At 57.4% G+C, this 816-nt stretch carries 1 protein-coding gene; it reads right to left on the bottom strand.

Annotated elements, in window-relative coordinates:
- The coding region (locus ACXJ7R_RS34880) for a PAS domain-containing protein (RefSeq protein ID WP_457155765.1) at nt 1–569 on the bottom strand (569 nt) is incomplete at its 3' end.
- Nucleotides 570–816: the final 247 nt, after the last annotated feature.

The raw sequence follows: 816 nt of genomic DNA, 5'->3' as shown, positions 1-816 counted from the left end.
CCACGATACGGCGCCGGCATCAGCAGGCTGACATTCTGGCCTATGACTTCGCTGGACTTGTAACCGAACAGCGTTTCCGCGGCCGTGCTGAAGGATTGGATGTGGCCTTGTTCGTCGATGACGACCATTGCGTCTGGCACCGTTGCCAGGATCGAGCGCAGATGATCCTCACGCAACCGAAGTGCGGCATTCGCAAAGGACAGTTCGCTGACATCGGTGCCTTCGACGAAGATGGCCGTGATGCGACCATCGTCGGCCTTGATCGGCTGGTAGACGAAATCCAGGATGCGCTCTTCTGCCGGTTCGTCGTTGTTGTTGCGAAGGGCAATCTTCATGCCCTGGCCTCTGTACGGTTCGCCGGTCTTGTACACTTGGTCCAGCTGTTCGAAGAAGCCTTGACCTTCCAACTCTGGAAGGGCCTCGCGCACCGACTTTCCGATCACCCGCCTGTGGCCGATCAGCCGTTGGTAGGCAGCATTGGTCAGTTCGAAGACATGGTCCGGCTCGCGCATCAGAGCCATGAAGCCCGGAGCCTGCTCGAACATTTGCGACAAGACTGATTTCAGCATCGCGCCGCCGGCCGACAAAATAGGCGCTTCGTATTGGCTCACCTGAGATCCCTGGGCTCGATACGCCTGCAAGAGAGGCTAACTATCACTTCTCTCCGTACAGGCAAAACGGATCGAGGCCGACTTTTTTCGCACGGATGCAATTGGCGGGTTCTTTGACACGCATCAAGGCGTCGAGCGCCGATGGATGCCATTTCACCATCGTATTTCACCGGTCCAGCGAAAGGCCTCCATCATGTCCTACAAG

The sequence above is a fragment of the Mesorhizobium sp. P5_C1 genome (genome assembly GCF_054049815.1).
Note: the sequence above shows the minus strand (reverse complement) of the source record. Positions and strands in the feature narration are given on the sequence as shown.